This window comes from Methanoculleus thermophilus, from assembly GCF_001571405.1.
Classification (GTDB): domain Archaea; phylum Halobacteriota; class Methanomicrobia; order Methanomicrobiales; family Methanoculleaceae; genus Methanoculleus; species Methanoculleus thermophilus.
The window spans coordinates 64,281-88,414 of record NZ_BCNX01000009.1; the positions used below are offsets into that span (position 1 = coordinate 64,281).

The window sequence follows — 24,134 nt, forward strand, 5'->3', positions numbered from 1 at the left end:
AGTCTTTAACCCTGATCCGTCCCACAGAATTCCCGACAACCGAACCCGGATCTGCCGCCTCCACCGGGTCGAGGTCCTCCTGACCAGAATGTTGATATACAATATACATTATTAATAATGTATAATACGGGGTAACCGGATGGCTGAGAAATTTGATGTCAAACTCGAGGAGGCAAAGTACTACACTCCCGAGGCCAGCTGTAGAGAGCACACCTGGGTAGGCAACTACAACCAGGCCTACCAGGAATTCCTTTCAGACCCCGACGGGTTCTGGGACCGCATTGCAAAGGAACTCGAATGGTTCCAACCCTGGAGCCAGGTTAAAGAGTGGAACTACCCATACGCCCGGTGGTTCTTGAATGCTAAACTCAACATCACCTACAACTGCCTGGACCGCCACGTATACAACCAGCGGCGCAACAAGGTCGCGATCATGTGGCGGGGAGAGACCGAAGACGAAGAGCGGATCCTTACCTACCGCCAGCTCTTCCAGGCAGTCTGCCGATTCGCGAACGGACTGAAACGCCTTGGCGTCAGGAAGGGCGACCGGGTCTGCATCTATATGCCGGTGGTCCCCGAGCAGATCATTGCGATGCTCGCCTGCGCCCGGATCGGAGCCATTCACTCGGTCGTCTTTGGCGGGTTCGGCGTCAGCGCGCTCAACCAGCGGATCACCGGGATCGACGCAAAGGTTGTGATCACTGCCGACGTCACCTACCGGCGCGGCAAAGCAATCCCGCTCAAGAATATCGTGGAGGAAGCGGTCGTCAACGCCCCGAGCGTAGAGCGAATCGTCATTCTCCGTCGGGACACCGATAAGCCCGTTGAACTCCACCCGGAGATGGAAGTGGACTACTACGACCTGATGGAGGGCGTAGAACGGGAGTGCCCGGCCGAGCCGATGGACGCCGAGGACCCGCTCTTCATTCTGTATACGAGCGGCACCACGGGCTCCCCGAAAGGGATCGTCCACACCTGCGGCGGATATATGGTCGGGACCTACTACACGACGAAGTACGTCTTCGACGTCAAAGACAACGACGTCTACTGGTGCACCGCCGATCCCGGCTGGATCACCGGCCACAGTTACGTGGTGTATGGTCCGCTCCTGAACGGCGCCACCTGCCTCATCGCGGAGGCAACCCCGGATTACCCGAACCCGGGTACCTACTGGGATCTCATCGATGAGTATGGTGTCACCATCTTCTACACCGCCCCGACGGCAATACGCATGTTCATGCGGGTGGGTGAAGAGTGGCCGAACCGCTACAACCTCTCATCGCTCAGGGTCCTCGGATCTGTCGGCGAACCTCTCAACCCCGAGGCGTTCGAATGGTTCTACCGTGTCATCGGGAAGGAGAGGTGCCCGATCGTGGACACATGGTGGCAGACCGAGACCGGGATGCACATGGTGACCACGATGATCGGTGAGCCCATGCGCCCGGGATTCGCCGGTAAGCCGATCCCCGGAGTCGTTGCGGATGTCGTTGATATGGCGGGCAACCCGGTCCCACCCGGGACAGGCGGCCTCCTGGTCATCAAGGAGCCCTGGCCATCCATGATGCGGACGATCTGGAACAACGACGAGCGCTACTGCAAGTACTGGAACACCATCCCCGGGTGCTACACTGCATCAGACCTCGCAGTGAAGGATGAAAACGGCTACATCATGGTCATCGGCCGGTCCGACGACCTGATCGTCGTCGCCGGGCACAACATCGGAACCGCAGAGGTCGAGAGCGCGCTTGTCTCTCATGAAGCCGTCGCGGAGGCCGCCGTTATCGGAAAACCAGATGCACTGAAGGGGAACACCATCAAGGCCTTCGTCATCCTCAAGAACGGTCGCGAGCCCAGTGAGAAACTGAAAAACGACCTTGTCTACCATGTCAGGATGACGCTCGGGCCCATCGCCATACCGTCCGAGATAGATTTCGTCGACGCGCTCCCTAAAACCCGGAGCGGCAAGATCATGCGGCGTGTCTTAAAAGCGCGAGAATTGGGGATGGATCCCGGAGACATCTCAACTCTAGAGGAATAAATAACCAACTCTTTATATACTCTTTTAAGCATGTTATAAATATGAATGAGCACAAGCCAGAGGAGTCTCTCAAGATAGAAAATATAGTTGCTTCAGCAAAAGTGACTGAATCCCTTGATCTCCCCTCTCTTGCCTCCCAGCTGAAGGATGCGGAATATAATAAAAAGAGGTTTCCCGGCGTCGTTCTCCGAATGCAAGACCCGAAGATTGCTGCGCTCATCTTTGGCTCCGGCAAGGTCGTTCTGACCGGTGCAAAGAGTATCGACAGCCTCTCACGCGGCCTGGAGATCCTTGGCGACCAGCTGCGAGCGCTCGGTATCGATATACCTGAAAACCTGACCTACAAGATCCAGAACATTGTCACGTCCGCAGACCTCGGGACGCCGATCAACCTGAATAAGATTGCAGTAGGGTTCAACCTGGACAAGATCGAGTATGAGCCAGAGCAGTTTCCCGGCCTGGTCTATCGGCTCGACGATCCAAAGGTTGTCGTCCTCCTCTTTGGGTCCGGCAAACTGATCATCACGGGCGGTAAAGTACCCGAGGATGCCCGGCGGGCAGTACAGAGAATCCTCTCTGAGTTATCCAACCTCGGGCTCATCTAACCTCTTTTTTTACTTCTACTCCCATACTTTGTGACTGCTGATTCGCCGGCAGCCCACCAGGATACCCTGAGGCGCCCGTCCAGGGTGAGAACACCGGAACTAATCCAAGCAACTGCGCCAGGGCGCATCCTGCCAGGATTTCTCCGCAAAGGAACCGAGGCTTCCAATCTATATCCGGAAATATCCTTTCACTATCGGGAAAGCATGATTCAGCAGAGAACAGGCTGATCAGATCAATGCGATGTTCGAATGAATCTCTCTAGACCACCACAATCGCCAGATCTCCTATTGAGATAATAATATTTTTATAGTTAGATTTAAAACAATAGATATCTGATGGTGAACGGATGAGGTCAGATAAGGTACGGTATTTTACACCGCGTGATGAAGAACTCGCCGAGCTTCTCATGGGTATCGGTATCAAGCGAAATGTCTCCAAAGTGCTGGTATATCTTGCAAATACCAAGGAGGCAACATCTCGGGACATTGAGCGGGGCACAGATCTCCGTCAACCCGAAGTCAGCATTGCCATGCGTTACCTCAAAGAGTGTGATTGGATCAATATCCGCGAGAGCAAGTCCGAGAGCAAAGGACGGCCAGTGAAGATATATGCACTCTCTCGCCCGATAACCGAGATCATGGATACGATTGAGAACGAAAAAAGGAAAGAAGCCCGGCACCAACTAGACCTTATCCAGAAGATGCGGGACTGTATCTCAACGCAATGATACTATGCGACAACCCTTTTCCTCACCAACAATGACCACAATTTTTTCTCCATAAGCGGTGAAAAGGCCGCACTCCAGTGCACCGGGTATCGAGGCCACCTCTGCCTCCAGGTGCCGCGGGTCTGCTATCGCCCCGAAGTCGCAATCGAGAATGAAGTTGCCGTTGTCGGTGATGACAGGGCCGTCCTTCTTTATCCCTTCCCGGAGGACCGGCCTGCCATCAAGGAGAGTGAGGCGCCGGGAAACAGATGCTGAGGCGAAAGGCAGTACTTCAACCGGTACAGGCGCGCTCAGGGTATCCACCATCTTAGTCTGGTCAACAACGATAAGCATCCTCCGGGTTGCGTCACAGACACACTTCTCCCGGAGGAGGGCCGCTCCCCGTCCCTTGATCAGGTTCAGGTCCGGATCAACCTGATCAGCCCCGTCAATGGCAATATCGATCTCAGGGTGCTCATCGAGGCTTGTGATCGGGATGCCGTACTGGCGTGCCCGCAGGGCCGCCTGGTATGATGTCGGAATACCGGCGATCGAAAGACCTTCACCGGCAATCCGCTCACCAAGCCGCTCCATCGCAAAAAAGACGGTCGATCCGGTACCGAGGCCAACGATCATTCCGTCTTCGACCATATCGGCCGCCCGGTAGCCTGCATTCCGCTTCGATCCAACCTGCTCTGCTGCATTCATGACGTACTCTTCACCTCGAACCCAGATAGCCGTGCCGTCAGGAGAAGATGCTCCGGAGGTCGTCCGTAGCATCGAAGGCCGTACAGTCCAGCGTGATGGGGGTTATGGAGATGTTGCCCTTCTGCACCGCATGTACATCGGTCCCCTCTTCCGCATCCTCATGCAGCGGTCCGTCGATCCAGTAGTAGGGGCGCCCGCGAGGATCGAGGCGCTCTTCGACGCCGGTGTAGAAGAGTTTCTTAGCAAGGCGGGTTACCTCGTAGCCGCCGCGAACCGGAGTTGGAATATTGACGTTGATGACGTGAGCCTTCGCGGGGAACCCGTTTGAGAGGATCTTCTCGCAGATCTCGCGGACAACCCGTTTTGCATCAGAGAACCGGTCCGTGATCCTTGATGGATCGTCAAACTTGTCGCCCTGATCCTCAACCTGAAGCGAGAAGGCAAGGGATGGAACTCCCTGGTTGGAAGCTTCTAGTGCGGCCCCGACAGTGCCCGATGTCATGATGGATTCGTATGAGAGGTTCTCACCGATGTTGATCCCGCTGACGACAAGGTCCGGGTTCAGGTGCAATGCAAAGAGCCCGATAATCACGGCGTCGGTAGGTTTTCCGCCGACCGAGTACGCCGGCACGCCGTTCATCGTCACTTGCGTCGCGCGAATAGGCTCAAAGATGGAGATCGAACGCCCTACGGCGCTCTGTTGGGTAGCAGGTGCGACCACAGTAACATCAGCGATGGGTGCAAGCGCATCGTAGGCAGCCCAGAGTCCCGCCGACGTGATACCATCATCATTGGTGAGCATAATCTTCGGCTTCATCCTTGCCTATAGGGATCGTCTCCGCGTGTCAAATACTTGCCCGATCGTCAGGGTCAAATGCCTGGCAGCCAATCAGTACTACGATGAAGGCATTTCTTGCCGAGTATTCCATATGCAACGACCCCGAGCTTGCGCCCGAGGGTGCGGCCATGCTCGCCGCAATAAGCGAGAGTTTTGCCCGGTGCGGCTATGATGTGGTGACGCCGGAGAAAGCCGACTTCGAGGGCGAGATCCGGAGGCTTGCCCCGGGATGCGACGTAGGTCTGGTCATTGCCCCCGACCATCTACTCTTTCGGTATACGTATCTTCTTGAGCAGTTCACCCACAACATCGGGTGTGGAAGCATGAATGCGGCTGTCTGCGCAAACAAGCAGCGGGCAGCAGCGATTCTCTCCAGGAACGGGATAGCGGTCCCCCCTGATGCCGGCGAAGGAAGAAGGGTTGTCAAACCGATAATGGGCTGCGGCACTCAGGGAGTAAGACTGACTGATGAGGAACCCGGCGACGGCGAATTTGCTCAGGCGTACATAGAGGGAGAAGCGCTGAGCGTAAGCCTTGTGGGGAGCCGGGTGACCGGTGACGTCTGCGAGTATTACTCAGGCAACCCACCGCTCCTGCTTGCCGTCAACAGGCAGGAGATTGCCATAACTGACGATGGGAGGTTTGAGTACCTCGGCGGCGAGACGCCCGTCCACCACGAACGTGAGAACGAGATCGTCGAGACCGCCATCCGGGCGATGAACGTCCTTGGGTGCCAGGGGTATACCGGGGTCGACGTCATCGTCGGTGATGATGACATCTACGTAGTGGACGTCAATCCCCGGCCCACGACCAGTCTAGTTGGCATCGCGGCCGTAATGGAGGAGGAGATCGCCGATATCCTCGTAAAAGCGTCTCATGGCGAAGCACCCGGAGAAGTTAACCTCTCCGGGAGAGTTCGGTTTGATAAAGGCGGGAGGATCAACCTGCTATGATCGGCATCGATGTCGGTGGCGCGAACCTCAAGGTCGTCGACGACGACGGCGTGCATATTCACTACTGCCCGCTCTGGCAGGGCGCACCACTCAGAGAGCTTCTCAAAGAGTACGAAGGGCCCGCTGCCGTGGTGATGAGCGGAGAACTCGCAGACTGCTTTCCAAGCAAAATCGAGGGTATTCGATGGATCGTTGGGGCCGTCCAGAGCACTGTCCCCAGCGCCATATTCTACGGCACCGATGCAGCCTTCCATACCCAGCCGGTCCCGAACCTTGCCGCCGCGAACTGGTTGGCTTCGGCTGATTATCTGCGCGAGGAGTATCCCGATGCGGTCCTCCTTGACGTCGGGAGCACCACCGCCGATATCATCCCTCTCAACGACTTCGAGAGCCTCAAAGGGCTGACCGACACCATGCGGCTACAGAAACAGTACCTCGTCTACACCGGCATGCTCCGTACGAATATCGCCACGATCCTCTCCACGGTCACGCTTGACGGGACCGCGACGCCGGTGAGTACCGAGTACTTTGCTTCAAGCGCCGACGCACACCTCGTTCTCGGCCATATCACCCCGGAGGAGTACACCTGCCCGACACCCGATAATGGTGCGAAGACCACAGAGGGTGCGCTCCGCAGGCTTGCCCGGGTTGTCTGCGCGGATCTCGATGAGATCGGGGAATCCGGGGCAATCCAGGTGGCACGGCAGTTCTGGGAAGCCCAGCGGACATTGATCGCTCGCGCAGTGGGGCGTGCGCTCTTCAAGAGTGGAGCCGAGCAGGTGATCACGGCGGGCATTGGGGCAGACCTTTTTGCCCGTGAACTGGGGGGTATCACACTGAACGGGGAGATTGGGGAAGTCGCGGATGCACTGCCGGCGTACGCAGTCAGGGAGGTGGCATCACGGCATCGCGCTGGAGACTGACCCTCGCTCTGTTGGCAGTCTCGATCGCCATCACGGCAGTCTCGCTGGCCCTAGGCTTTCCGTTCTTCCTGCTCTTTCTATTTATACCGCTGATCCCGCTCTTTGGAAGACCGCCAGCCATGAAGCGCTGCCCGACCTGCGGTTGGGAAACCGCAGGCAGCGAGCGCTTCTGCCCCTATGACGGGTCGCCGCTCAGAGTCGAGGATGAAAGTGGCTAGGTTCAGCAGGGAGAGCGGTAGAGGGATGCCGAAGAGTTCGGTTGCCGGAATTGGACCGAAGTCGCGGGAGGCGTAGTTCCGGATCGTCCCTCGATCAACGACGATCCCCATTGCCCGGAGGTACTGTGCCACGCGGTTGAAGGGCATCTGATGCGAGAGAACGAGGCAGAGGTCAACGATGGGTGATCCTAGACGGGTGTCGGGATAGAATGGCGCGTCGGCGTAGCAGAGGGCGCCGCATTTCAGGCAGTAGAATCGCTTCACATACACCTGGATTGTTCGCTCTTTTCCGTCCTCAAGCAGAACGGCAAATCGTTTTGCCCGCAGATCGTGTCCGCTCACCGGACCGCCGCACGATGGACAGGCATCAAGATCGACGAACTTGGCACCTTCCATCGACGAAAGGGCATTTCCCACCAGATCGACGAGCATCGGGGGAATTAAGAGTTTCTTCTTCACAACAACAGTCCTCTCGCTGTGGTATGTAAAAATAGGTGTCCACCAATAATAAACATCACTCCCAAAACATGAAAGACAACTAATTCATGGCGTAAAGGCCGTTTTCGGATACAATATTGCATCTTTTTACTCAGCCACATACTCACGTATCAATCAGGGCACCATATGGAACTTGAGGGTATGGGCGACCATCTCCTGCTTGGCGTCAATTACGGCAGTTTTGTTCTGAAGGGGCGCACCGTGATATGCACCCATCTCCGCCCTCCAAGACCGGATCGGACCCTTTACTCCTATGACCGTATCCGACCTAACCGGATGGGACCGGGTTTACCCACACATATTCATCAAAAACAGACCTGTTAATCACTACTGTTAAATATTCCCATAGTCCATATTTGTGTATCCGAGGTTTTACCATGGATCTCAAGTATGTACAGACAACGTGCCCGTACTGTGGTACCGGGTGCAGTTTCAACCTCGTCGTGAAGGACGGGAAGGTTGTCGGCACACAGCCTTACACCCGCTCTCCAGTCAACGAGGGAAGGGTCTGCCCCAAAGGGACTTATGCTCATGAGTTCGTAAACAGCCCGGACCGTCTCACAAAGCCGCTCATCAAGAAGGACGGCAAGTTCGTCGAGGCGACCTGGGACGAGGCATACGACCTGATCGTACAGAAGTTCAAGTCCTACAAGCCCGGTGAGACCGCCTGCCTCGCATCAGCCCGTGTCTCTAACGAAGAGAACTACCTGATGATGAAGTTCGCCCGGGCCGTCCTCAAGACTCCGCACATCGACCACTGCGCCCGGCTCTGCCACTCGTCCACCGTCGCCGGTCTTGCCGCCTCGTTCGGCTCCGGTGCGATGACCAACTCGATCAACGATATCGCCGAGTCGAAGTGCCTCTTCATCATCGGGTCCAACACCTTCGAGCAGCACCCGCTCATCGGCCGCAAGATTGTCCAGGCAAAGCAGAACGGCGCAAAGATCATCTACGCCGACCCGCGCTACACCCCGACCGCCCGGCAGGCCGATCTCTACATGCCGTTCATCTCCGGGACCGATGTCGCTATCCTGAACGGTCTCATGCAGGAGATCATCAAGAACGGCTGGGAAGACAAGGAATTCATCGAGAAGAGGACGAAAGACTTCGAGAAACTCAAGGAAGTCGTCATGAAGGAGGACTACAGCCTTGAGAACGTCTCGAAGATCTCCGGCATCCCCGTCGAGAGCCTCAAGCAGACCGCAGAGTGGCTCGGCACCTGTAAGCCCGGCGCAATCCTCTACTCGATGGGCATCACCCAGCACACCGTCGGCGTCGACAACGTCCGGTCGGTCGCGAACCTCCAGATGCTGCTCGGCAACCTGGGCAAGCCCGGCGCCGGCGTGAACGCACTCCGCGGCCAGAACAACGTCCAGGGCGCCTGCGACATGGGAGCCCTCCCGAACGTCTACACCGGCTACCAGAAGGTCACCGACGAAGCGACCCGCAAGAAGTTCATCGAGGCATGGGGCGTCGACGATATTGCCGAGGGCAAGGTCGGCTACACGGTCACCGAACTGATCAACGTCCTCGCCGACAAGCCCGGCGAGATCAAGGGGCTCTACATCATGGGCGAGAACCCGATGCTCTCCGACCCCGACCTTCATCACGTCGAGAAGGGCCTCAAGAACGCCGAGTTCATCGTCGTTCAGGATATCTTCATGACCGAGACCGCCGAACTCGCCGACGTCGTTCTCCCCGCCGCCTGCTTTGCTGAGCGCGACGGCACCCAGACCAGCACCGAGCGGCGCGTCCAGCGCTGGAGAAAGGCCCAGAACCCGCCCGGTGAGGCGAAGGAAGACTGGCAGATCATCTGCGAACTCGCCGCAAGGATGGGCTACGAGAAACAGTTCTCGTTCAAGAGCCCCGAGGAGATCTTCAACGAGATCGCCGCGGTCACGCCGTCCTATCACGGCATGTCCTACGCCCGCCTCGAGAAGCCTGAAGCTCTCCACTGGCCCTGCCCATCCGAGGACCACCCTGGAACGCCCATCCTGCACCGCGAGAAGTTCGCCACCCCCGACGGTCTCGGCATCTTCGCGCCAATCGAGTGGAAACCGCCGGCGGAGGTCCCCGACGAGGAGTACCCGTTCGTGCTCACAACCGGCCGTATCCTCTGGCACTGGCACACCGGCAGCATGACCCGCCGGTCTGTAACGCTCGATAACGAGGTCCCCACGGGCTGGATCGAGATCAACCCCGAAGACGCAAAGGCGCTCGGCATACAGAACAAAGAGATCGTTCGCGCAACGACCCGCCGTGGCTCGGTCGACGTCCCCGCAAAGGTGACCCCTGACATCATGAAGGGCGTCATGTTCATGCCGTTCCACTTCGCCGAGTGCGCAGCGAACGTCCTGACGAACAACGCTCTCGACCCGATCGCAAAGATCCCGGAGTTCAAGGCCTGTGCCGTGAAGGTCGAGAAGATCACAAAGGAGGCCTGAAAATGGCAGCAAAAGGCGACATGTTCTACGCATGGGCAGCCGACGCCGTCTGCCAGGAGAGGGGCGAGTGCGGTGGAGCGATCACCGCTCTGCTGACGCACGCCCTTAAATCCGGCATGGTGGACGCAGTCCTTGCAGTCAAGAAGGGACAGGATATTTATGACGCCGTCCCCACACTCATCACCGACCCCGCAGAGATCGCAGAGACGGCAGGATCCCTCCACTGTGGTACGCTCCTGCTCTCGAAACTTGTCAAGAAGTACCTCGACGGCGCCGAGAATATGAAGATCGCCGTCACGGTCAAGGGCTGCGACGCGATGGGTCTTTACGAACTTGCGAAGCGCAACCAGGTCAACCTGGACAACATCCTGATGATCGGCGTCAACTGTGGTGGTTCGGTCAGCCCCGTCGCCGCCCGGAAGATGATCGCCGAGAAGTTCGGCGTTAACCCCGACGACGTCGTCAAGGAAGAGATCGACAAGGGCCAGTTCATCATCGTCACGAAGGACGGTCAGCACAAGGGCATCTCGATCGACGAACTCGAGGAAGAAGGGTTCGGCCGCCGCAGCAACTGCCGCCGCTGCAAGATGAAGATCCCCCGCCAGGCCGATCTTGCCTGCGGAAACTGGGGTGTCATCGGTGACAAGGCCGGCAAGGCGACCTTCGTCGAGGTCTGCTCGGAGAAGGGGGCAAACCTCCTCGATGCAGCCGTGAAGGCCGGTGCGGTGAAGACCGAGGCGCCGAACCCGAAGGGTATCGAGATCCGCGGCAAAGTCGAGAGCGCGATGCTCAAACTCGGCGACAAGTGGCGGGCGCGCTACTTCGAGGAACTCGGCGAAGGCAAGGACCGCTTGAAGAAGATCATGGACGAGACGAGCCGGTGCATCAAGTGCTACCAGTGCATCGAGAACTGTCCGATCTGCTACTGCGTCGAGTGCAGCACGAAGAAGTCCTACCTGGTCGAGCCCGGTCAGGTCCCGCCGCCGTTCATGTTCCACCTGATCCGCTACGCGCACATCTCGGACTCGTGTATCAACTGCGGCCAGTGCGAGGAGCACTGCGCGATGGATATTCCAAACGCGCTCTTCATGCACGCCCTGCAGGTCGATCTCCAGGAGATGTTCGGCCACACCCCGGGTGTGGACATGGAACTCCCAGTGCTCGCGCTCGTCGAGGAGCAGGCGGAGCGCAAGCGGCTTGCCGACACCGGCAGCGACCAGATCTTCAACATCTTTGGGTAAGGGAGATATCTCCCTCTTTTTTTGAGACTTCATCGCTCCTCTCACGAGAGTACGGGGAGTCCATCTTTGCGGTCCAGTGCCTTCGCGTGACGTCGTATCGCACACTCTTCAACGCCTGTTCACGCAGAACCACAGGTTAACGTACGCCGTTGTATGGAAAAAGAAGAGATTGGTTCACTGAATGGTGATGGTATATGAGAGAGCCGGAATAGCGCTCTGATTGGCGAAGGTCTCCTCATGGCCATCGGGGAACCGAACCACCGTCAGATCAGGGGAGAAGTCGGCTTCAACAAGTGCGGCAAACCAGTAGCGGTCGAGCACTTCCTGCGCCCCGGTAAAGTCAAGTCCCGGCGTGGAGTAGATAGTCTCATTATCGGTGCTCTCGATTCTCGCAAAATTCAAGACCGAGAACCTGGCGGAATCGCCCTCGACCGAAGTCACCGTTACGGGCGACCCGGTTGCCATCTCAAGCGCGGATTTCAACTCTTGCTCCGGCTCGGCGATCTTGAGAAAGACTGCAATCCTCTCAATCCACGAGAGGGTGTAGTTAAAGGTGACGTCTGCACTCCCATCCTCGTCCACGGCGATCAGAAGGTTGTCTGCGCTGAAGGCCCCGGCCGGGGCAGTCATAAGCATCAGGACCAGGAAGGAGGCGACCAGGATTCCTCGTTTCATCCGCATACCTCTAAGAACCATACATCGTTCAAATGGATAAACATATGGTGAATGTCACCAGGCGTGTAAGCATTAGAGTCCTAAACCCTTGCAACTCACCCATAACGGCAGATCCCCCTGTGAGCAGGTTGAGCGCCTGTGCTCACTCATATCCTTCCGTCTCCTCAAACGTCCTCACATCGTAATTCTGTAATAAACCGGTCTCTGGATTCACATGGATCATCAGGAAGAGTTCGTACTCCGGGTTCTCCCAGAGAGCAAGAGCCGGCTTATCCTCTTTCGCCTGGAATCCAAGATCCCAAAGAGCCTCACGGATCCTCTCGTATGGTGCATCCACGGTGACGACCTCCCGGACCCTCTCCTTCATAGCCTCCTGCACATCCCGGTCAATCTTCATCAGTTTTGGCATACGAGGACCATACCGCCATACGCCCAGATAAACTTTGACCCGTTACGGCGGTTGAAAGGAGATGGGAGTGTAACAGTTATCATAAAGATCTTCACCGGGCATTATACACCGCAAGATCCTCAATCTCGTCATCCGGCTCATCATAAACACCCACGCGGTATCCGGCATACCCGCCTCCGAGATTCATTTTGAGCAGGACAAAGATTTTGAGGTCAGGCTGAACCCAGACCGTGACATCGGCGTCGTCTCGCTCAGGTATGAAATTCATTGCCAGGAGCGCTTCCCTGACACCGGTATATTCGGGCATTGACTGGATCATCTCCTCGATCTCCGCCATCACAGCCCGTTGCTGCGTTGCCTCGATCTCATCAAGCATGACCCCCACGATCGAACTTTGTGTATAAAAGATGATCCAGAGAGCCAAAGTACACCCGGGTACTGTCGCGGGGAACTACATGAGGCATTACGATGTGAGGATCACCCAAAAAGTCCGGCAAATTGCATAACCTTCATCATAAACCTCACAAAAACATACAGCAACCGAAGGCACAGCAGGGGGCACCATGGCTAGCAACGACGACTCAAGGACACTGATCCTCGATATGGAGACCGACGATCTGGAGGAGCTCTCCGAGTACCTGGATGTGTTGAGCAGCAGTACACGCTTGAAGATCCTCAAAATCATCGAACGGACGCCAAAGACCGTTCGGGAGATCTCGGCCGCGATCGAGACGAGCTATGAGAACACAAAGAAACATCTCGATAAACTCATGAGCATCGGGGTTATCCGGAAAGAGGCGGGTCTCTCCCGGCCGACCGCAAAAGGGGTTCATCCAGTCTGGAAATACTCGCTCGTGCCCGGGGGGCTTGAGGCGATCACACGAAGCCTCGGGCTGTTTGCGAACCTGAAATTGACACTCACTGATGCCATGCTTGCAAAGAAACTCGCCGGAGTGCGGGAGACCTTCGCGGGAGAGTTTGCCGGACTCTGCCCGGTCCTTATCCTTCTGGGAGGGGCAGAGGACGGCAAGGTCTTCCCGCTCGAAGATGAGAGTATCGCTGTAGGCCGGGCGGACCCGGCCGTACCCGACCCTGGGAGGCCGGGGATCGTTCTTGGTGAAGATTACGCAGCGGTCACCCGCATCTCAAGGCCGCACGCCCGGCTCACCCAGCGACAGGGTGTCTGGTTCATCGAGGATTGTGGCAGCACCGGGGGCACGTTCGTCAACGGCGCAACGCTTGACCAGGGCAGGCGACGCGAACTCAATAACGGGGACCTGATCGAGCTTGCAAAGGGAGCGATGGGGGCGACTCTGGTCTTTGTTGTTCCCGGGGGTACCGGCGCCGAATGAGGCCTGAACGGGCGGCCGTCTTGCTCCTCATGGCCACCCTCCTCATCGTCGCGACCGCCCCCGCAGTCTCGGGAGCGGGGGGGCGCCGGAGCACGCGAATGCCGACGCTACATCCATCAAGGCTGCCGACAAAAAACCGGTCGACGATGTCACCGCACCCAGGAAGAGTGCAAGCGCCCCCGGTCAGATCAAGAAGAACAACGGCAAAACGACGCCGCAGGTGACGCCGACCCCCGTCCCCTCCTCCGAGATCCTTGGAGAAGAGATGACCGAGACGCCAACCGGGAGACACATGGAGCCACAGGAGGAGAGCAGCCGGACAGCCGGCGCCCAATTACCGGGGCCGACCGGGATTGTTCTGGGCCTAACCCTTCTCGCCGGGGCAGCCGTGCTTGGTGCGCGGTACCTCAAGCAACCGGAGAAGAGAGGTCCCCACGGCGCTTCGTCGGCGAGCACAATCGTCCTGCAAGACCCAAACCGGACCGTACTCCCTCACCCGGCCGGGTTCCCGCGCGAACTGAGCGAACGTTACGACCGGATCACCTTCGTCGGGAGAGGCGGGCTCGGACAGGTCTTCTCCGCAGTCAGGCGTGACGACGGCAGGCCTGTAGCGGTGAAGGTTCCGGTCGCCTACGACGAAGCAACCGGAAAGACCTTCCTGAAGGAGATGCGATTCTGGGAGGAACTGGCGCATCCAAACATCGTGCAGGTCTACTCGGTCAACATCCTCCCTGTCCCGTACGTCGAGATGGAGTACCTGCCCCAAAGTCTCACAGACCTCGATAAACCCCTCCTGCCGAAGACCGCCGCCCGGATTGCCGCCGGCATTCTCGCCGGGCTGGCTTATGCCCACAAACGGGGGATCGTCCATCGAGACATCAAGCCCGGGAACATCCTTCTTGCGGAGGACCTGACGCCGAAGATCGCCGACTGGGGCATGAGCACGAGGCCTGAAGAGACACGGGAGAATGGCACCGCCGGATTCACCCTCGCCTACGCGGCCCCGGAGCAGATCGCCCCGGAGCAGTTCGGGAGGACCGGGCCCGCAACCGACATCTACCTGTTCGGTGTCGTCTTCTACGAGATGGTTACAGGAAAACTTCCTTACGCCTCCGAGGGCATCGCCGGGATTACCGGAGCGATCCTGAACGCGCAGCCCGCGCCACCGTCTGATCTTGACCCTGCCCTAGCCAGGTTTGATGAGATCATCCTCCGCTGCCTCGCAAAGACACCCACCGACCGTTACCAATCCGCCGGAGAGGCGCTCGATGCGATCGAGACCGTGGTGAGGGAGACTGGCTACGGACGGGCGTGAAGGGGGCCTGAACGCCAGGGTGATGCAGGATTTCACCAATTTGCCTCCGCCCATACTTCCTTTTGCAGTCGACCCATACGTGAGTGCAGGACCGCCCGGCCCGGTCGCAGACCGGGCCTGAACACTAGGCCCTGCTCGAGACCGTGAGTGGAGCCACCTGCATCGCCATCCAGATCGCTCGTCCGTCGTAGCAGTCGGGTGGGTCCAGGGTACGGTGCAGCGGTTGCTGCAGACGGAAATTCAAATTTAGAGGGCCAGATCAAGAATTGGACGATAGAAAACTACGAAAATTATCGTAGTTAAAGGAAGATATTTATTTTTACCCATTCAAGAGATGATTGACGCTTATGCGAGGAAAGATAGTACTTCTGGGGATCGCCCTGATGGTCCTCTGCGCAGCGGTGATCGGTAGTGTCACCGCACAGACGCCAGAGCCGGCGGAGTCAAAAGAAAAGTTAATCCATGTCTCCGGTACGGGCAAAGTGACGACAACACCCGACCAGGCCATCATATTGTTCTCAGTCGAGACCGAGCATGCCGACGTCAAGACTGCACAGCAGCAGAACGCAGAGAAGATGGACGCCGTGATCAAAGCCTTAAAGAAGGCAGGGATCCCGGAGAAAGATATCAGGACCGCGAGTTACAACATCATCCCGGTGACCGGGGAGAACAACAGGCCTCTTTCCTCCGAGACGGGGGCATCTGATCTGAAGATCCAGTTCTACCGCGTCATCAACACTCTTGAGGTCACGCTCAATGACGTAGACCGTGCCGGTGAGATCGTCGACCTTGCGGTCGAGAACGGTGCAAACCGGGTCGACCGGTTCGCGTTCACCCTGAGTGATGAAAAGCAGCAGCAGTTCAGGTCGCAGGCCCTGACCGCCGCTGTCGCGCAGGCGCGGAGCGACGCAGACGCGGTTGCCGCAGCCCTCGGCAAGAGGATCATCGATGTCAAAGAGGTCAACGTCGGGAGCAGTTACATCCCGCTGGCATACGACAGCCGCTTCATGAGCATGGAGAAGGCAGCCGGCGTAGCGGCCCCGACCCCGCTCGAGGCCGGTGAGATCGACGTGACCGCAACCGTCTCAATCTCCTACGTCATCTCCTGATCCCCCTCACAACTCCCCTTTTTGTCTGCAGGTCCGGGCGCTCTCTGGCCCCGGGCCAGCCTCCGATCTACCCCATCGGGAAAGCACGATCTATCCCGAGGAGAGATCGGGTATTGAGCCTATCCTAGCCCGCTTTCATCGTTATCCCGTGGATACCTGGCCACTCTATGATGCCGGGGAGCGAGAGGAGATGTCCTGTTTGAAAACGTGGAGGCGCTCGGGGCCAATTTTACCAAGAGCCAATACCCCGTCTTCTCCCATGACCGCATCGGCGGGGCCGCTACGGTTCTGGCCGGGAGTCCATCGATGGAAGCCTATGCCCACGATGCCGTCTCGGAAAAGACCCTCGGACTGATCTGGAGTCACACTGAGCCCCGGGACATACGTGAGTGGACGGAGATCGCAGACGGCATCGCTGTAACCGGGCCGCTCGTGGTGACCACGCCGAACGGTTATCCCGTCGTCACAGGCTGTGCGCATCCGCACATCAGCCGGATCGTCGAACGGGGATCATAGGTTGGACCGGTTCGGGGCGTCTGTCGTGGAGGAGGGTATTGAAACACTCGCCGGAGTTGCTTACCTCTCGCCATTCTCACTGCACCGATAAGATCGAAAAACTGCAGGCGCGGTGTCCGGAGTCGTTTCGATCAGGCGGGATCGGGATAGTGCATCAGGTCTAAAAAGATTAGGGGGTTGAAGACCTCACTCGATCTCATCCCTTCCAATAATCTCATACCCCTCGGCACTCGGGTTTTTAATCCCCAGGTCATCCGCAAACCAGAGTATGCGCTGTGGGAGGGGAACATCGATGCCATTCGCTTCGAGCGCCTGCCTGATCTTCAGGAGGAGGTCAATCCTCACATCCCACCACTTCCAGGCCGGTGTCCAGATCCGGACGTCCAGGTTGAGACCGCGATCACCGATACTGTCAAGGAAGACCATGGGGGCCGGGTTCTTCAGTGCAAAGGGGTGGGCCGCGATGACCTCTTTTGTGATTCGGATCGCCGCATCGACGTCATCCTTATACCGGATTGGGATCTGGTACGTAAACCTCCGGGCAGGGTTGTTGACGTAGTTTGTGATATTTGACGTAAAGGCCTTCTCGTTCGGGATCCGGACGTAGATCCCATCATACGTCTTGAGAACCGTCGAGAGGACGCGGATATCCTCAACAATGCCGTTTATGCCGGCGATATTTACATTATCCCCAAGTTTGATCGGCCGCTCAAACATCAAAAAGAGGCCGGAGATCAGGTTCGAGACGACGCTCTGGCTGGCAAAACCGATGACCAGACCGGCAACTCCCCCGGCCACCAGAAGGCCGGAGAGGTCGAAGCTGAGTTGCGGGAGAGCGATGACGAACGCCCAGAGGATAATGATGTAGTAGATCAGTTTTGTGAGCAGCTCAGACTCGTTCTTGGGCAGCCGCTCAGCAAGGAGTCTGCGGGCGTTTATCGAGACGACTTTCGCGACGATCACGCCGATGATGAGGGCGATGGCAAAGTACAGGACGTTCCCGAGGGTGATATTGCCAACCCCAATAGAACTATCCAGGATCTCAGTCACGTTAAATGCCATCAGTATCCCCACTCCATCAGGTAACCCCGGTCAATCATCGGGATCTTGCGGGCTACATGCAGTTCAATGGCCTTTGCCATGCCTGGCCGAAGTGGTTTATCGGCGAAGTTCGTCTCCGCAAGCGTCCTCGCGATGATCTTCATCGACGCAGAGATCGCAACAATCTCATCGTAGTAGATCTTCATATCGGTGGTGTCAAAGACCGCATATGAGACCTCTGCCCACTCGGTGTACGCGTTATGGATGGAGAGTTCCATCACCCCTTCACGAAGGGGCTCGACCGGTGGGATCTCCGGGTAAATCTCGCTCTTGTACCAGCGGGCAATGAGCCCATCCGTAGGCGAGCCGTAGAGCGTGAACTTCTGGCTGCCGAGACCGAAGATATCAAGCACCCTGATGTCCTTTGCAGATTCTAAGAAGACCCCCATCTCGATGGGGAACTTCAAGTAGACCGTCTGAGTGGCTCCTGGTTCGACGACAATCGGAGGGAACTCTATCTGCAGGAAGTTGGTGATATCCTCAGGGAGGTTGTGCGGCTCCACTGGATTGATGATAAACTCACCCGTCTTTGAGACCAGAACTCGCTCAAACGTCCGTCCTTCGCACCGGCGCCGGTAGGTCAGAAGACCGTTATTCATCTCGGTTTCCACCAGAATGTCCCCACATTCTCGGCGAAATGTACCATAATAGCGCCCGAACATCACTATTCCTATACAGATACTCAAATATTAAGTTGCTCGACTGAGCGTGAAATGCCGCCCTTTGCGTTGCCGGACGCTCCAAAAAATAACTGCTAAAATATTTATATTCAGTTTTTACCATCAAGTAAAAAGCGAATAATAAGAATGCCATCAGTTATGACAGGAAGAAATCTGATAATGCATAAATAGTAAACTACCAATCTAGCATATTCCAGAGTGAATAAACAGACACTCTTTTAAGTGGATCTTCCAGATACTCTTCTACGCATCTGCCACCAGACTGATGATACGCCGCACCTTCTTTGCCATCTTAGAGTGATCGAACACGAAGGCGCGCGAGCATCGTAGGGGATAGAAAGATAGTAATAAGCGTGAGGCACCATGCCTGCCGGCAGGTAGGAGGTCGCGCTCAAAGGGGGCATGCACAGGTAACTGGGCCGAGAACTGTTTCCAGGTGATGTATGTGAAGGCAAACCAGGAAGAAATCAAGGATACTATAAGTCACGGCCAGATACCCTTGAGCATCTTCAATCACCTCCAGCAACCGGCACTTGTTCTCGACTGCGAGGGTCGGGTAATCGTCTGGAACGAAGGAATGGTGCAATACACAGGGATTTCTGCTGAGGAAATGATTGGGAGGGGCAGTTACGCCCATGGGAAAGCATTGTTCGGCGAGCGCCGCCCCACACTGGCGGACTGTATTCTATCGCATGACGAACCCAGGAGCGACCACTACCCCCTGCTCCCGCACGAGGGAGAGGGGACGCTCGCCAAGTCACAGATCACTCTCGCATCCGGCAGAGAGATCGTCTGCATGGCTGCGCCCCTCTGCGACGCCGATGGCCAGCAGGTTGGAGCGATTGAGATCTTCCAGGATCTGCCCCACGCACCGTCGGCCGAAGACCCCTCCGAGATTTCGCAGGAACAGGTTCAGATCCTGGCAAATTCGCTGCCGGATATGATCTTCACGCTTAACCGGAAAGGTGTTTTCACCCAGTTCTTCTGGACCAGCGCTCGGAACGAGGGCATAAACCCGGATGATATCGTAGGAAAGACTCCTTACGATCTGTTTCCGCCCAGGGAGGCGGAATTCCTGATCGATGCAGCGCGCCGGGTTATCGAGGCGGGAGAGAGAGTATCAGAGACATGGTCATTTCCATGGCACGGAGATCAGCGGTCGTTTATGGTCACCATGAATCCCCTGCACAACTCGACAGGGAAGATTGTGGCGGCCACCGGGGTCAGCCGTGATATCACAAGAGACCTCCTCTGCGAACGAGTTCTCCAGGAGACCAGCCAGTTCTCCAACCTCTATCTCGATCTGCTTGGTACCGATATCTACAATACTCACATGGTTGCAGCGACGATCATTGAGATGCTCCGGGAACGACTCTCCGGCGAAGAAGCGGAACTCGCTCAAAGGGTCAAGATCACGATCGAGCAGGGAATAAACGTCATCAAGAATGTTGAACTCTTAAATACGCTCAACAAACATCAGATCCGCCTGGAGCCGATTGATCTCGACTGTGTTATCCGCGACCAGATACGGCGCTACGCAGGCATCGATATCCGGTATGAGGCGAAAAGTCATATGGTCTGGGCAAGCCCCCTCCTTGAGCACGTCATATCCAACCTGATCAGCAACTGCATCAAGTTTGGCGGCATGAAGGTGCGGATCGAGATATCCGTCATAGAGACCGCAGATATTGTGACGCTCTCGGTCGCAGATAACGGGATCGGTATCCCGGATCACTTAAAACCCAACATCTTCGACCGATTCAATCGTGAGGGGAAATCCACGCCCGGAAGTAGGGGACTGGGGCTCCATATCGTTAAAACCCTGGTTACCCGGTATGGGGGACGTGTCTGGGCATCGGACAGGGTTCCTGGCAAACCCGAGGAAGGGGCAGCAATAAAGATAATCCTGCAGAAATGCTAGCCGGTTGATTAAAGCAATTCGAGTACTCAGATATATATCCCTCAAGCGACTATATCATACCGCATCATTCCCATTGGGGACTGCTTCAATGATCCGAACCATAAGTTTCAAAGAACGACGATATATCGAAGAGTTGAGAATCCTCACCCGGGCGACCGCGCTGGACTGCATCATCGATGAACGCTTCGACCGCGTGGTCTACCTTATAAAAGAAGGAGATATGGGCCTCGCTATCGGCCGGAAAGGCAGCAATATCAAAAAGATGCAGAGGGTCCTCGGGAAACGTGTAGAAATGGTCGAATATTCTCCAGAGATTGAAAAGTTTGCGAAGAATGTATTTAAGCCGGCCGATGTCGTCGGGACCAACAAAGGCGACAACGGGAGGCTCACTGTCTATGTGAAACCGGGTGACCTTGGCATCGCCATCGGGAAAGGCGGATGCACCATCGAGAAAGCACGTATCCTCATCTCCCGGTACTTCAATACCGACCTAGGCGAGGTGCTCACAGCAGGAGATGCCCATGCGTGACTGGAACATCCTAGAAGAGCTCTGGCAGGTCATTCAGGATCGGGCCGAGCACCCGTCGGCCGAGAGTTACGTCAGTTCGATCCTGACCCACAGGAAAGGGGTCGATAAATCCCTGGAGAAGGTTGGTGAAGAGGCGGTCGAGTTCATCATTGCTGCAAAGAATCAGGTCCCGGAAAGGACGATATCGGAAGCTGCCGATCTCCTCTTCCACTTTTTGGTAGCACTTAAAGCATCCGGCACCGATGTGGCGGATGTACTCGACGAGCTTGCCGCACGTCGAAAGTAAGAGAGGGCCCTCCCGGTGGATTAGAGGTACTCCTTTAAGTCCACCATCCTCGGGAGGTCATCCTTCTTCACTGCTGCGGACTCCACAACAGTGTCCTCAATCATGATGGGAGCACGGTAGCGCAGAGCGATGGCTATCCCATCACTGGGCCGGCAATCCATGATCTCAGTGCGGGAGCCCTGCCGGAGGAGGAGTTTGGCATAGAAGACACCCTCCTCCAGGGAATCGATGTGCAGAGCATCCAGAGTTATGTCAAAATTTCGAAACAGCTCAACGATGAGGTCGTGGGTGATAGGCCGGGGCAGCATCTCACTATTGAGCGCGTTGTTGATCGAGATTGCCTCCCAGAGCCCGACATATATGGGTATCGTGCTGTCGCCCCCGGCATCCAGGACGACTGTCGGTGCTGCCCCCATCTCGCTCACCGACATGAACACGCCCTGAACCCTACAACTTTGAGCCGCCATGTGATCACCAGTTCATAAGTTTAATGAGGTTTAAATCTTGGGGTCTTCACTGCCGGTGATTTGTGCGGGCAAGGATCTCGCGTCGTACGATGACAAGACTCGAGAGCAGGCCGAGCAGGATGTTGAGGTAGTAGAGGATCAGCCTCCAGAGGAGGACGAAGACACCCACGATCGAAGACGGGACAAAGATGCTATAGAGCGACGTGGCGCCAAGCTCGGCAATCCCGGAACTGCCGGGGGTGAGGGGGATCATCATGATGATGGCGATGATTAGCTGGACAACGAACGACTCGATGAGGTACGGCGGCTGTCCGAGGCCGACAAGGAGCAGCGATGCGATGGCGAACTCCGAGAGCCAGAAGAGCAACGTGAAGAGAAAACCCCACACAAGGCCGCTTCTACCGTGATTCATGAACTTGACAAGGCCCGCATTGAAGTTGTCCACCTCCCGGTCGATCGTATCAAGCAGGCTCTCAAGCCGCTTCAAGCGCCAGCGCCGGTCGATCCAGCGTGATATCCACTTAAGGACCCGTTTGAGGCTATCAGGGTTCTTCACCGAGTAGACAAAGAACAGCACAAAGAGCGTGACGAGGATCCAGGCGGTGTACATCAGGAGGCTAAGACCACTGAACCCCGAGGTGAGGCTGCTCCAGTATCGGCCGAGGAAGAGCATAGAGAAGGCTCCAAGCAATCCAAGGACAATCCCGTCAAGTATCCGTTCCATCACGACGACGGCGGTCGCGTCCCCGACCGGGACGTTTGCCCGGTAGAGTTCATGAATCCGGACCGGCTCCCCGCCTGCTTGGGACGGGGTGACCGCCGCAACGAGCATGTTCGCGAGCACCAGGTTCAGACAGTGTTTGAAGTTCACCCGAAATCCTAGTGACGCCGACATTCCCTGGATACGGAGCGCCCAGAAGACAAGCGAGACGATGTGGAAGAGAACGGCGAGGGCAAGGTAGAGTGGGTTAATCCGGCTGAGGTACTCGACCGTCATCTCATCGACGGTGAAGTACAGGACACCGATCAGCACAAGGACACTAAAGCTGATCGAGACGAGCAGCCATTTCCACTGAGACCTATTCATCCTCAACCCCCCGGCATCAGGCCGGATCCACGATCTTTTCTGGATTTTCGAACAATTTCAGGAGAAAAATGCCTGAAATCGGATTAATAAAGTATTGTGTAGGAAGTATATAACGATGATTTTATGTTGAGACCGGGTCTAGACCCCTAGACGGTAAAGAGATCGCGCTCACCGGTTATTCTGAAAAGCCCCGCGCGGATGCCGGCGTCCAGCCAGGCATACCCATAACTATATCGGGCAAGGGCTCCGGGAAGATCCACGGCCTCGAGACGCTCCACGCCTTCTTTATACCAGAACGCTGCCCAGGAGTAAAGCACCTCCCCCCCCGCATAGAGCGGACTTGCCTCGTCCGCCCCCACTTCGACCGCAGACAGAGCAGCATTGAGCATCCTGCGATACCGATGGGTCTTTTCGTGCAGGTGGGCGCTCATGGCATCCGGGATCTGCGCATCCACTCCGACTGGCGGATGGCCTGACTGCGGCTCAAGCAATCCCAGGCTTGTGCCGCAGTCAAGCCACCCGAGCCCGTAGGCAAAGGCTGCAAGCGCGTTTACCGGATCGCCCGTTCGAAGAAACGTCCAACCATCACTTAAGTACGCTGCAGCCATCTCGAGCACCTCGTCCGCCGCCCGGCCAAGAGGCGTTCCTGCCGGAACGGCAGTCCTGGTCCGGGAGAGAGCCTCCGAGAAGAGTGCCCCGTACTCTTCGAGGGTCATAGATCGGCAAAGACCTCCAGATACTCACGCTCCATGGGATGGAGGTCCGCCGGGACGACGAGAACGTGGAGTGGAGGTCCAAAATCGGTCTCCTTGAGTTTCGCACCGGTCCCAGCCCGGACTACGGGGTTCTCGGACCCAGCCCGGGCGATGCCCACGTAGAGCGTGGGCGGCTCGATCCCGCACTTCTCCGCCATCTCCTCGAGGATGGTGATCGCCTCTGGTATGCGCATGTAGCGATCCTTCTGGATATCGAGGTAGACGAGCGTATGGAGGGAGAGTTCAAGGTTTTTGGCTATCGTCTCGATGGGAGTCGTCGGGAACCACCCCCTGGCCGGGAACGGAACCGAACAGGACTTTCCGAACCGGTAGTTCTGGAGACCCGAAAGACCCGAGACTGCGCTCGATATGGACGATGCGTGAATGATGGAGGTCGCAACCCCGGCAGCAGCCGCCCGTATCCGGAGATCGGCGTGTGTCGTCGAGATCATGGGGTCCCCTCCGGTCAGGAACGCCACCTGACCACTCGCCGCACGCTCGATGATCTCATGGGGGTCCTGTTCAACATCCTCGCGTGCAAGCACCCTGATCTCCTTCCCAAAGAACGCCTCCATCTCGGAGACGTCCGCACCCATCAGCCGCGACGTGTATGCCTCCAGATAGACTGCATCAGCATTCCTGACGTAATCAAGGCCTTTGACGGAGATATCACCGAGATCGTAGAGGCCGAGACCCACGAACGTTAACATGATCAAATCACTCCTCAACTGTCGGCGCTCCTGCATCGTAGAAGTAACG

The 24,134-nt window shown here is 56.9% G+C and carries 26 protein-coding genes; 14 read left to right on the forward strand and 12 right to left on the reverse strand.

Translation table 11 applies throughout. The features are described 5' to 3' along the window. Positions 1 to 139: 139 nt before the first annotated feature. From acs to MCUTH_RS09145, 3 genes are all read left to right on the forward strand, one after another. Positions 140 to 2,038, forward strand: a complete 1,899-nt coding sequence (gene acs / locus MCUTH_RS09135; protein ID WP_066958285.1) for an acetate--CoA ligase — start codon at positions 140 to 142, stop codon at positions 2,036 to 2,038. 41 nt (positions 2,039 to 2,079) lie between these two features. Beyond that, positions 2,080 to 2,643 (forward strand): TATA-box-binding protein, encoded by a 564-nt coding sequence (locus MCUTH_RS09140; RefSeq protein ID WP_066958287.1) that lies wholly within the window; start codon positions 2,080 to 2,082, stop codon positions 2,641 to 2,643. A 347-nt stretch (positions 2,644 to 2,990) separates the two neighbouring features. Continuing rightward, positions 2,991 to 3,371, forward strand: coding sequence for an ArsR family transcriptional regulator (locus tag MCUTH_RS09145; RefSeq protein WP_066958289.1), 381 nt, complete (start codon positions 2,991 to 2,993; stop codon positions 3,369 to 3,371). Here MCUTH_RS09145 and rpiA read toward each other — a convergent pair. Further along, positions 3,360 to 4,058 carry a ribose-5-phosphate isomerase RpiA gene (rpiA, locus tag MCUTH_RS09150; RefSeq protein ID WP_066958291.1) on the reverse strand — a complete coding sequence of 233 codons (699 nt, stop codon included), beginning with the start codon at positions 4,056 to 4,058 and terminating at the stop codon, positions 3,360 to 3,362. The two genes, MCUTH_RS09145 and rpiA, sit on opposite strands and share 12 nt — an antisense overlap. A gap of 37 nt (positions 4,059 to 4,095) precedes the next feature. Continuing rightward, the gene (gene surE / locus MCUTH_RS09155; RefSeq protein ID WP_066958293.1) at positions 4,096 to 4,875 is read right to left on the reverse strand and encodes a 5'/3'-nucleotidase SurE; all 780 of its coding nucleotides are present in this window, start codon (positions 4,873 to 4,875) and stop codon (positions 4,096 to 4,098) included. Between the two features lie 83 nt (positions 4,876 to 4,958). Between surE and MCUTH_RS09160 the strand changes: the two genes are divergently transcribed. Together MCUTH_RS09160 and MCUTH_RS09165 are read left to right on the forward strand one after the other, a co-directional pair. Beyond that, on the forward strand, positions 4,959 to 5,849 hold the full coding sequence (locus MCUTH_RS09160; protein ID WP_066958295.1) for an ATP-grasp domain-containing protein: 891 nt from the start codon (positions 4,959 to 4,961) through the stop codon (positions 5,847 to 5,849). Further along, complete coding sequence (locus MCUTH_RS09165) at positions 5,846 to 6,772, forward strand: hydantoinase/oxoprolinase family protein (RefSeq protein ID WP_066958297.1); 927 nt, start codon at positions 5,846 to 5,848, stop codon at positions 6,770 to 6,772. The genes MCUTH_RS09160 and MCUTH_RS09165 overlap by 4 nt, the downstream gene beginning before the upstream one ends. A 77-nt stretch (positions 6,773 to 6,849) precedes the next feature. Here MCUTH_RS09165 and MCUTH_RS09170 read toward each other — a convergent pair whose 3' ends face one another. After that, positions 6,850 to 7,449 carry a hypothetical protein gene (locus MCUTH_RS09170; RefSeq protein WP_066958299.1) on the reverse strand — a complete coding sequence of 200 codons (600 nt, stop codon included), beginning with the start codon at positions 7,447 to 7,449 and terminating at the stop codon, positions 6,850 to 6,852. A 416-nt stretch (positions 7,450 to 7,865) separates the two neighbouring features. On the opposite strand from MCUTH_RS09170, the gene fdhF reads away from it, so the two are divergent. Beyond that, positions 7,866 to 9,932 (forward strand): formate dehydrogenase subunit alpha, encoded by a 2,067-nt coding sequence (gene fdhF, locus MCUTH_RS09175; RefSeq protein WP_066958300.1) that lies wholly within the window; start codon positions 7,866 to 7,868, stop codon positions 9,930 to 9,932. 2 nt (positions 9,933 to 9,934) lie between these two features. Then, positions 9,935 to 11,173, forward strand: coding sequence for a Coenzyme F420 hydrogenase/dehydrogenase, beta subunit C-terminal domain (locus MCUTH_RS09180; protein ID WP_066958302.1), 1,239 nt, complete (start codon positions 9,935 to 9,937; stop codon positions 11,171 to 11,173). A 174-nt stretch (positions 11,174 to 11,347) separates the two neighbouring features. On the opposite strand, the gene MCUTH_RS09185 is transcribed toward MCUTH_RS09180, so the two are convergent. The 3 genes from MCUTH_RS09185 to MCUTH_RS09195 all read right to left on the reverse strand — a co-directional run bounded on the left by MCUTH_RS09185 (position 11,348) and on the right by MCUTH_RS09195 (position 12,681). Then, positions 11,348 to 11,848: a hypothetical protein gene (locus MCUTH_RS09185; protein WP_066958397.1), complete on the reverse strand. Its 501-nt coding sequence runs from the start codon at positions 11,846 to 11,848 to the stop codon at positions 11,348 to 11,350. Positions 11,849 to 11,990: 142 nt separating this feature from the next. Beyond that, a complete protein-coding gene (locus MCUTH_RS09190; RefSeq protein ID WP_066958304.1) occupies positions 11,991 to 12,257 on the reverse strand; it encodes a hypothetical protein in 267 nt (88 codons plus the stop codon). Positions 12,258 to 12,348: 91 nt separating this feature from the next. Further along, positions 12,349 to 12,681, reverse strand: coding sequence for a hypothetical protein (locus MCUTH_RS09195; RefSeq protein WP_236707449.1), 333 nt, complete (start codon positions 12,679 to 12,681; stop codon positions 12,349 to 12,351). A 139-nt stretch (positions 12,682 to 12,820) separates the two neighbouring features. Between MCUTH_RS09195 and MCUTH_RS09200 the strand changes: the two genes are divergently transcribed. From MCUTH_RS09200 to MCUTH_RS09215, 4 genes are all read left to right on the forward strand, one after another. Next, entirely contained in the window at positions 12,821 to 13,609 is a 789-nt protein-coding gene (locus MCUTH_RS09200; protein WP_066958305.1) for an FHA domain-containing protein, read from the forward strand. A 220-nt stretch (positions 13,610 to 13,829) separates the two neighbouring features. Beyond that, entirely contained in the window at positions 13,830 to 14,924 is a 1,095-nt protein-coding gene (locus MCUTH_RS09205) for a serine/threonine-protein kinase (protein WP_236707450.1), read from the forward strand. A 347-nt stretch (positions 14,925 to 15,271) separates the two neighbouring features. After that, complete coding sequence (locus tag MCUTH_RS09210; RefSeq protein WP_066958307.1) at positions 15,272 to 16,033, forward strand: SIMPL domain-containing protein; 762 nt, start codon at positions 15,272 to 15,274, stop codon at positions 16,031 to 16,033. Positions 16,034 to 16,240: 207 nt separating this feature from the next. Beyond that, positions 16,241 to 16,549, forward strand: a complete 309-nt coding sequence (locus tag MCUTH_RS09215; protein WP_066958309.1) for an MBL fold metallo-hydrolase — start codon at positions 16,241 to 16,243, stop codon at positions 16,547 to 16,549. A gap of 186 nt (positions 16,550 to 16,735) precedes the next feature. Here MCUTH_RS09215 and MCUTH_RS09220 read toward each other — a convergent pair whose 3' ends face one another. Both MCUTH_RS09220 and MCUTH_RS09225 read right to left on the reverse strand, forming a co-directional pair. Beyond that, positions 16,736 to 17,611 (reverse strand): mechanosensitive ion channel family protein, encoded by an 876-nt coding sequence (locus MCUTH_RS09220; RefSeq protein WP_066958311.1) that lies wholly within the window; start codon positions 17,609 to 17,611, stop codon positions 16,736 to 16,738. After that, positions 17,611 to 18,249, reverse strand: a complete 639-nt coding sequence (locus MCUTH_RS09225; RefSeq protein ID WP_224732842.1) for a DUF432 domain-containing protein — start codon at positions 18,247 to 18,249, stop codon at positions 17,611 to 17,613. The genes MCUTH_RS09220 and MCUTH_RS09225 overlap by 1 nt, the downstream gene beginning before the upstream one ends. A gap of 520 nt (positions 18,250 to 18,769) precedes the next feature. Here MCUTH_RS09225 and MCUTH_RS09230 point away from each other — a divergent pair. From MCUTH_RS09230 to hisE, 3 genes are all read left to right on the forward strand, one after another. Continuing rightward, positions 18,770 to 20,251, forward strand: a complete 1,482-nt coding sequence (locus MCUTH_RS09230) for a sensor histidine kinase (RefSeq protein ID WP_224732845.1) — start codon at positions 18,770 to 18,772, stop codon at positions 20,249 to 20,251. Between the two features lie 88 nt (positions 20,252 to 20,339). Then, positions 20,340 to 20,780, forward strand: coding sequence for a NusA-like transcription termination signal-binding factor (locus tag MCUTH_RS09235; protein ID WP_066958314.1), 441 nt, complete (start codon positions 20,340 to 20,342; stop codon positions 20,778 to 20,780). Continuing rightward, on the forward strand, positions 20,773 to 21,066 hold the full coding sequence (gene hisE, locus MCUTH_RS09240; protein ID WP_066958316.1) for a phosphoribosyl-ATP diphosphatase: 294 nt from the start codon (positions 20,773 to 20,775) through the stop codon (positions 21,064 to 21,066). Before MCUTH_RS09235 ends, hisE begins: the two co-directional genes overlap by 8 nt. 20 nt (positions 21,067 to 21,086) lie before the next feature. Here the strand turns inward: hisE and MCUTH_RS09245 are convergent, their stop codons facing one another. The 4 genes from MCUTH_RS09245 to dph5 form a co-directional block, all read right to left on the reverse strand. Beyond that, positions 21,087 to 21,497: a bifunctional nuclease family protein gene (locus tag MCUTH_RS09245; protein ID WP_224732841.1), complete on the reverse strand. Its 411-nt coding sequence runs from the start codon at positions 21,495 to 21,497 to the stop codon at positions 21,087 to 21,089. Between the two features lie 82 nt (positions 21,498 to 21,579). Further along, entirely contained in the window at positions 21,580 to 22,620 is a 1,041-nt protein-coding gene (locus MCUTH_RS09250; RefSeq protein ID WP_066958319.1) for a lysylphosphatidylglycerol synthase transmembrane domain-containing protein, read from the reverse strand. A 146-nt stretch (positions 22,621 to 22,766) separates the two neighbouring features. Beyond that, on the reverse strand, positions 22,767 to 23,336 hold the full coding sequence (locus MCUTH_RS09255) for a DUF357 domain-containing protein (protein ID WP_066958321.1): 570 nt from the start codon (positions 23,334 to 23,336) through the stop codon (positions 22,767 to 22,769). After that, positions 23,333 to 24,085, reverse strand: coding sequence for a diphthine synthase (gene dph5 / locus MCUTH_RS09260; protein WP_066958322.1), 753 nt, complete (start codon positions 24,083 to 24,085; stop codon positions 23,333 to 23,335). Before dph5 ends, MCUTH_RS09255 begins: the two co-directional genes overlap by 4 nt. Between the last annotated feature and the right edge of the window lie 49 nt (positions 24,086 to 24,134).

Coding starts and splice junctions, on each gene's coding strand:
- acs (WP_066958285.1), top strand. CDS start 140: ATGGCTGAGAAATTTGATGTCAAACTCGAGGAGGCAAAGTACTACACT.
- MCUTH_RS09140 (WP_066958287.1), top strand. CDS start 2,080: ATGAATGAGCACAAGCCAGAGGAGTCTCTCAAGATAGAAAATATAGTT.
- MCUTH_RS09145 (WP_066958289.1), top strand. CDS start 2,991: ATGAGGTCAGATAAGGTACGGTATTTTACACCGCGTGATGAAGAACTC.
- rpiA (WP_066958291.1), bottom strand. CDS start 4,058: ATGAATGCAGCAGAGCAGGTTGGATCGAAGCGGAATGCAGGCTACCGG.
- surE (WP_066958293.1), bottom strand. CDS start 4,875: ATGAAGCCGAAGATTATGCTCACCAATGATGATGGTATCACGTCGGCG.
- MCUTH_RS09160 (WP_066958295.1), top strand. CDS start 4,959: ATGAAGGCATTTCTTGCCGAGTATTCCATATGCAACGACCCCGAGCTT.
- MCUTH_RS09165 (WP_066958297.1), top strand. CDS start 5,846: ATGATCGGCATCGATGTCGGTGGCGCGAACCTCAAGGTCGTCGACGAC.
- fdhF (WP_066958300.1), top strand. CDS start 7,866: ATGGATCTCAAGTATGTACAGACAACGTGCCCGTACTGTGGTACCGGG.
- MCUTH_RS09180 (WP_066958302.1), top strand. CDS start 9,935: ATGGCAGCAAAAGGCGACATGTTCTACGCATGGGCAGCCGACGCCGTC.
- MCUTH_RS09185 (WP_066958397.1), bottom strand. CDS start 11,848: ATGAAACGAGGAATCCTGGTCGCCTCCTTCCTGGTCCTGATGCTTATG.
- MCUTH_RS09190 (WP_066958304.1), bottom strand. CDS start 12,257: ATGCCAAAACTGATGAAGATTGACCGGGATGTGCAGGAGGCTATGAAG.
- MCUTH_RS09200 (WP_066958305.1), top strand. CDS start 12,821: ATGGCTAGCAACGACGACTCAAGGACACTGATCCTCGATATGGAGACC.
- MCUTH_RS09210 (WP_066958307.1), top strand. CDS start 15,272: ATGCGAGGAAAGATAGTACTTCTGGGGATCGCCCTGATGGTCCTCTGC.
- MCUTH_RS09220 (WP_066958311.1), bottom strand. CDS start 17,611: ATGGCATTTAACGTGACTGAGATCCTGGATAGTTCTATTGGGGTTGGC.
- MCUTH_RS09225 (WP_224732842.1), bottom strand. CDS start 18,249: ATGAATAACGGTCTTCTGACCTACCGGCGCCGGTGCGAAGGACGGACG.
- MCUTH_RS09230 (WP_224732845.1), top strand. CDS start 18,770: ATGTATGTGAAGGCAAACCAGGAAGAAATCAAGGATACTATAAGTCAC.
- MCUTH_RS09235 (WP_066958314.1), top strand. CDS start 20,340: ATGATCCGAACCATAAGTTTCAAAGAACGACGATATATCGAAGAGTTG.
- hisE (WP_066958316.1), top strand. CDS start 20,773: ATGCGTGACTGGAACATCCTAGAAGAGCTCTGGCAGGTCATTCAGGAT.
- MCUTH_RS09245 (WP_224732841.1), bottom strand. CDS start 21,497: ATGTCGGTGAGCGAGATGGGGGCAGCACCGACAGTCGTCCTGGATGCC.
- MCUTH_RS09250 (WP_066958319.1), bottom strand. CDS start 22,620: ATGAATAGGTCTCAGTGGAAATGGCTGCTCGTCTCGATCAGCTTTAGT.
- MCUTH_RS09255 (WP_066958321.1), bottom strand. CDS start 23,336: ATGACCCTCGAAGAGTACGGGGCACTCTTCTCGGAGGCTCTCTCCCGG.
- dph5 (WP_066958322.1), bottom strand. CDS start 24,085: ATGTTAACGTTCGTGGGTCTCGGCCTCTACGATCTCGGTGATATCTCC.